This window comes from Stenotrophomonas maltophilia group sp. Smal13, assembly GCF_030236855.1.
GTDB lineage: Bacteria > Pseudomonadota > Gammaproteobacteria > Xanthomonadales > Xanthomonadaceae > Stenotrophomonas > Stenotrophomonas maltophilia_A.
Genome location: NZ_JASJSQ010000053.1, coordinates 1 through 5,518 on the forward strand (window position 1 = coordinate 1; position 5,518 = coordinate 5,518).

The following is a 5,518-nucleotide window of genomic DNA, read 5'->3' on the forward strand; positions in this document are numbered from 1 at the left end:
GGAGCACCTGCCTCTCGCCCGGCTTGGGGTCGAGTGAGGTTAGAGTAGTAAAAACTGCGCAGGGGATGACAACGCGCAGGCTCTCAAACGGAAATTAAGGGGAACCGCATGGCTCATGACACAGACTCGCAGAAGATCAGCTTGCCCGAATGGCTGTCCATCAATCCTTGGGCGATCGTCTTGGTCGTCACTGCATTGATTGCAGGTATTCTCATGGGAGCACAACACAGCAAGGTTCCAGAGCTTGCCAACGTCATTGTCGGCCCGGCCGTAGGTTCGTTCCTTGCAGTTGGAGCTGGTGCATGGCTCGCGAATTGGCAGGAGCGCCGAAAGCGCACCGAAGCCAAAGTCTTCATCGCGCCTATCTTGGGTGAGATCACCCAAGCCATTGAAGGCGCCATCAACGGTTACGCAAATTACGAACGGCTTCTTCAGGAGCATAGACTCACCAAGCCAGCTCCAAAGGATGGACGGGTCGCCGCCGCCTCTTGCTTAGCAAAGCTTGAGGAAGAGGGCCACAAGATCAATCGCCGGCTGCACCAGCTCCAGACGGCCTTCAACTCCGTGGGCTATCAAGGCAGTGTTCTGTATGCAGACGCGCTGGAGATCCTCAAACGAATCCAGTCACGACTGGACAAGCACTCAGAGGAAATGGGGGAAACGGACGCTGACATTTCCGAGCGCACCGTCGGCGACCTCATTGATCTGTGGCGCTGGTCCGATTCCCTCAAAGCAACGGCCGTGTCTGGAAAATACACACCATCGATTCGGCCATTGCCCGATGGGGTCCGAAACGATCACCGCTGGAGTGCTAGCACGCCGTCCTGACAAATTTCTACTTGCAATCCAGATCGAGAGCGACCGTCGCGTTGCCCAAGTTGCTGGGCAACGTGGCCTTGCAGACCCCTTCCACCTCCACCGTCTGGCCGGGGCGCGGCTGCTTCAGGTAGAGCACCCCGTCATAGCCCACCTGGGTGGTCTCGGTCGCCGTCTTGGCCACCGTGCCCGCTTCGATGGCCGAGCCAGTGAGGCGGAAGGTGCGCGCGGCCTCGGTCAGGACCGGGAAGGTAAGGTGCATGCCGGCTTGGCGGCCAGCGGTGGCGGCTTGCTCGATCTCGGCCAATTGGGTGCCCAGTGGCAGCGCCCGATCGTCTACGCGGACCTCCGTGGGCACCATCGGGGTCACCTCGCCCACCACCAGGCGGCCTTGGGCGTTGGTCTTCCCCACCAATCTGCCGCCCACCCTCACCGGCACCCCGGCTTGGCCGGGCACGTCCACCACGGCGAAGGATTCGGCCGGACCTAGGAACGTCACGCCCTGGCGGTCCAGGTGGACGGCACCGGCCATCGAACCGGAAGCCCAGGTGCCGCTGGGCCCGTGCTCGGCGTTGATCTGGGCCCACCCTGCCCGGGTGGTCCAGTTGGCGTTGGCCCGGGCGGTCTGGCCAGCCGCTCCCTCGTCCACCGAAGCAGACAAGCCGACAGGGGTTCCCAACACCGTGGGACGGGCGCGTCCTTGGACGGCCCAAGCGGTGGCATCGGGGGCTTGCCGGGCCCTAACGCTCACGCCCTTGCCCCGGCCGAAATCGTAGCTGTAGCCCACCTCCACCCGGGTTTCCTTGCGCTCCAGATCGCGCAACGCGGAGACGGCCACGGTGTGCCCGTAGCCACGCCAAGTCAGCCCGGCGTCGGCGTAAGCGGTGCGAAAGCGTGGCGTGCGCACGTCCGAATAGCTGGCCCGAAGGGACCACTGGGGCGTGGGCCGCCAGAAGACCGAGCCTCGGGTGCGCTGCTCCACCTCCACCGCATTGGAGGCGCGCAGGCGCCAGTAGTCCTGTTGGCGCTCGTGCTCCAGGCGCACGCCAAACCCCGGGCCGCGGTAGTCGTAAGCCATGGCCTGCCGTTGGCCGCCTTGGGTTGACGTGCCCACTTCCAGATCCAGCGTGCCGTAGGTGCCAAGCACCGTGGTGGCCCCCAACGCCACGTTGGCCTTACCGTTCGATGAGGTTTGGGCGGTGCCGCGCAGGCTCCACCGGTCATTGAGGCCCCAAGCCACCGCCCCGGTCGCGCCCAACGCTCCATAATCGCTCTCCCCTTGGCGCACACGGCCGGCGGCGACTTCCCAGGTGGTGAGCCCTTTGCGGAGCAACGTGGGGGCGACGTAGAAACGCTGATCGCTCACCACGGTTTCGCGGCCGTAAGGGTCTCGCACCACCACTCGGGTTTGCTGCGCACCGGTGCCCAAGGCGCTGCCATCGGCCGTGAACGGCCCCTTCCCCACCTGGCCCTGCAGCACACGGGCGCGGTTGGCCAGGACTTCCACCGTGGCCGGATCGAGCGCCACGCCACCGAGCATCGGGACGGGATAGGTGGGCGTCAACGGGTCCAACGCCCGCGGGTCCTTGGCCACGCGCATCCCAGCCAGGTTGACCGGAGAGGACGACGGACCAGCGAACACATCGCCGGCCTGGTAAGTCACCAAGCGGTTGGGATCGTCTTTCTGCCAGCGCGTCACGCCGCGAACGTAGCCGGTGCCCGACGCGTCGGTGTTGACCTGCCCGCTGGTGCTGACAACGCCCCAACGGCCCGCCTTGCGGACTTCGTGCCCCAAGGAGAGCGCCTGCTGTTGCTCGGACACCATGCCCGCCACGCTGTAGTTCACCAGCACCCCGGGAGCGGGCGGCGCGATGGGGCCGCGCTCGGCGCGGACACGGGCCACGCGCTGGGCTTTGAGCCGGTCTGCCGGCAAGTCCAGAGCGACCGTGGCGCTGGCCTCGTCCACGGCAAAGCCCACGCCCAGCGCCTGGGCGCTCATCGGATCCGTTTGACCCGGTGGAAGCTGGAGTCCGACCTCGCGCCACGTGGCCGGCTCGGCGAACCACTGACCGCCTTGCTGCCAGAACGTGAGCGGATCCGCCTTGGCCTTGCCGCCGATCACCGGCACCAGGAACGCGGGTGCCACGCCTTCGGGCACCGCTGCGCTGGCCGACGATGCAGCCAGCAACAACAACGCCAAGGCGTGGCCACGCATGGATCACCGCCCCACAGGGACGGTGACGGGCTGGCCGTTGACGGTGATTGAAAGGTTTTCAGCGCGCTGCCCGGGCTGGGCCTCGTAGGTCATTGAGGCCCCCGGCAGGGTCCAACCCAACGCACCCTCGCGCCACGGCTTGCCACCAGCCGGGCCGATGGACGACACGCGGGCGGCGGTCTGGCCGTGGTTGGTCAGCCGGTAGCCCTTGGGCACCGCCTGGACGGTCACCTGGGGGACAGGCGCGTTGGCGACCTCAAAGGCCACGGGCAAGTCCTGGTTGACCAGCAACTGGACGCCTTGGACGTTGGGAGCCCTGAGCTGCATTAGCAGGACGCGGTAGTAGCGCCGCTCGCCCAGCGCGCCCACCCTCATCAACCGGGCGGTGCGCTTGGATTGGGGCGGGACGTCCACGAAGGTGGGCGCCCCCACGATATCCGTGGTGGGTGAAAACACGTTCTGCCCTGTGGCCTGATCCCACCCCACGGCTTTCACCTGGTAACGCACCGACGCGTCGCCGCTGTTGTGCAGGGTCACGGCGACGTGCTTGGCCGAGGTATCGGCCATCAGGGTGGTGGGGCCGACGGAGATGGAACCGGCGGACGCCGAAAAGGACAGCAAGGACGCGGCGGCCACGGCCAAAAAACGTTGGGAATGGGTCATGGGGTCTCCTTTAGGGGCGTCTCCATTCAAACTAGATCGGAATACCATTCCGTCAACCCATACCTACTCATCTTTTCGGCAACAAAAAGCCCCCGGGGCAAGCCGGGGGCGTCGGGACAACCGATGGGGATCAGTTGTAAGTGGCGGTGACGGTGACCGTGTCGGTGTAGTTGCCGCCCACGGCCTGCTTGAGGGCCAGGAAGCGCACCGCGTAGTTGTAGCTCTGGACGGTGCCGTCGCCAACGCCGGTGAACGCGTCGGTGTCATCCCCCCATACTTGGCTTCCCTGCGGGTCCTTGAAGAAACCGTAGGGGATGTAAGCCCCGGCGCCGTTGGTCACAGCCCGATAGGTCCCATACCCGGACAGCAGGCCGAAGTTCTGCCCCTGGCCCGGCGAAATGGAGTAAGTCGTGCCCGCGTTGCACACGATGCTCAGCCCGGAGGTGCGGGCGGCAGCTTCGGAGATGCCCGACCAGTCCATGCCTTCGATGGAGGTCACGGACAGCTGGCAGGTGTTGGTCAAGGTGCCCTGAATCGTCAGGTCCGCGGTGGTGTCGGCGGCGAACGCGGGCACTGCAAGCGAAGCCAGGGCGATGGGCAGAAGGGCGCGAAGGAAGGTCTTGCGTGTCATGGGTATCGTCTCCTTGAGAGGGATTGAGTGGGGATGAGTAGCCCCAGAATGGGCCATCCCCTTACCGATACCTCGAATCTGAAAACGCGCAAGGGTGGGCATTGAGCCAGCGGTCAGAGCCTGGCTCGTTTGCCACCGGCCGCTGACTGTCTCCATAACCCATCCAGCTCACGCGCACGGTGCTGAGCCATTGCCTCCTGAATCATCCGCTGAAGGACGAACGCAAACGCGTCAGTCACAAAAACGCCCACGCCGATCCCGCAATCATCCGGCAAGCTGGAAATCTGTTTTATCGATGGCTGGTGAATGACCTCGTCGAGCTCAGGGGGCAACGGGTCCACGAACGTGTCAATGAACGCCCTCACCTCGGTTTCGGCTGCTTTGCAAAGGTCGGCGTCAGTGAGCAGCGCCCGCAAGTCGGCAAGCGTGGGAAGCCACACCGTATTGAAGAGCGGGCCACCCACCGAGGGACTGACGAAATGGATGCCGTGAAGCACGGATGCCCTCTCACTCTTTCCGAGCTCTCCGTCTCCCCAATAACCGTTCATCGGAGGAGTCACGTCACCCATCATTAGCCAGTTCTGCGCGCCGCCCCTGCTCTTCTCGCCAGCACTTGAGCAGGTGTTTGTAACCGGGCTTGGCTTGGGGGACGTGGAAGGATCGTCCGTAAGTGTTGACCTTCCCGCCGTTGTGGAGCTCGACGGCATGAACCGCGGTCCAAGTGGTCGCCCAGCCCAGGCTGTCGTCCTCTTCAAAGCTGACGGGCTCCAAGGAGACCGCTGCATAATTTTCAATCAAGCCGGGATTCAATCCCAACGCGATCATCTTGGTTTCGTTGGTTGTGACGGTTGCGCTCATGTGACACCTCTTGGCTTGGTCGGCGGCATTGCCTACCCCTTAATTCAAGGTAGATCGCCCTGGAAATTTGTCCACGGCCTTAGTGGACAAAATCTTGACTAAAAGCAAAAAATGCGGCGCTAAGGCCGCAGTTTTTCCTAACATCACTTATCGCGCCGAAGGCGTTGGTGCTTTCCATCCATGCGGATGCTTTTTCAGATGCCGGCGCGCAGCGGCCGCCGGCGGCTTCCGCCGCAGGTCTTTGCTTTAAAGGGGGTGGTCACACCCACCCTCGTGAAGCCATCGACACGTGCGAGGTGCCCGCGATCACAAGGTGATCCAGCACTCGAATGTCG

Annotated in this window: 6 protein-coding genes and 1 pseudogene; 1 reads left to right on the top strand and 6 read right to left on the bottom strand. The window is 64.2% G+C overall.

Annotated elements, in window-relative coordinates; translation table 11 throughout:
* Positions 1–108 precede the first annotated feature (108 nt).
* Entirely contained in the window at positions 109–828 is a 720-nt protein-coding gene (locus tag QRO95_RS16440) for a hypothetical protein (protein ID WP_049430732.1), read from the top strand.
* Between the two features lie 7 nt (positions 829–835).
* Here QRO95_RS16440 and QRO95_RS16445 read toward each other — a convergent pair whose 3' ends face one another.
* The 6 genes and pseudogenes from QRO95_RS16445 to QRO95_RS16470 all read right to left on the bottom strand — a co-directional run.
* Positions 836–3,031 (bottom strand): fimbria/pilus outer membrane usher protein, encoded by a 2,196-nt coding sequence (locus QRO95_RS16445; RefSeq protein ID WP_061478949.1) that lies wholly within the window; start codon positions 3,029–3,031, stop codon positions 836–838.
* Positions 3,032–3,034: 3 nt separating this feature from the next.
* The gene (locus QRO95_RS16450) at positions 3,035–3,694 is read right to left on the bottom strand and encodes a molecular chaperone (RefSeq protein ID WP_061478950.1); all 660 of its coding nucleotides are present in this window, start codon (positions 3,692–3,694) and stop codon (positions 3,035–3,037) included.
* 130 nt (positions 3,695–3,824) lie between these two features.
* Positions 3,825–4,325: a spore coat protein U domain-containing protein gene (locus tag QRO95_RS16455; protein WP_061478951.1), complete on the bottom strand. Its 501-nt coding sequence runs from the start codon at positions 4,323–4,325 to the stop codon at positions 3,825–3,827.
* A gap of 113 nt (positions 4,326–4,438) precedes the next feature.
* Positions 4,439–4,894, bottom strand: coding sequence for a hypothetical protein (locus QRO95_RS16460; RefSeq protein ID WP_125892007.1), 456 nt, complete (start codon positions 4,892–4,894; stop codon positions 4,439–4,441).
* Positions 4,887–5,183 carry a hypothetical protein gene (locus QRO95_RS16465; RefSeq protein WP_049403041.1) on the bottom strand — a complete coding sequence of 99 codons (297 nt, stop codon included), beginning with the start codon at positions 5,181–5,183 and terminating at the stop codon, positions 4,887–4,889. Before QRO95_RS16465 ends, QRO95_RS16460 begins: the two co-directional genes overlap by 8 nt.
* A gap of 259 nt (positions 5,184–5,442) precedes the next feature.
* Positions 5,443–5,518: pseudogene (locus QRO95_RS16470) on the bottom strand (DNA repair protein RadC); the annotation flags it as partial.

Coding starts and splice junctions, on each gene's coding strand:
- QRO95_RS16440 (WP_049430732.1), top strand. CDS start 109: ATGGCTCATGACACAGACTCGCAGAAGATCAGCTTGCCCGAATGGCTG.
- QRO95_RS16445 (WP_061478949.1), bottom strand. CDS start 3,031: ATGCGTGGCCACGCCTTGGCGTTGTTGTTGCTGGCTGCATCGTCGGCC.
- QRO95_RS16450 (WP_061478950.1), bottom strand. CDS start 3,694: ATGACCCATTCCCAACGTTTTTTGGCCGTGGCCGCCGCGTCCTTGCTG.
- QRO95_RS16455 (WP_061478951.1), bottom strand. CDS start 4,325: ATGACACGCAAGACCTTCCTTCGCGCCCTTCTGCCCATCGCCCTGGCT.
- QRO95_RS16460 (WP_125892007.1), bottom strand. CDS start 4,894: ATGGGTGACGTGACTCCTCCGATGAACGGTTATTGGGGAGACGGAGAG.
- QRO95_RS16465 (WP_049403041.1), bottom strand. CDS start 5,183: ATGAGCGCAACCGTCACAACCAACGAAACCAAGATGATCGCGTTGGGA.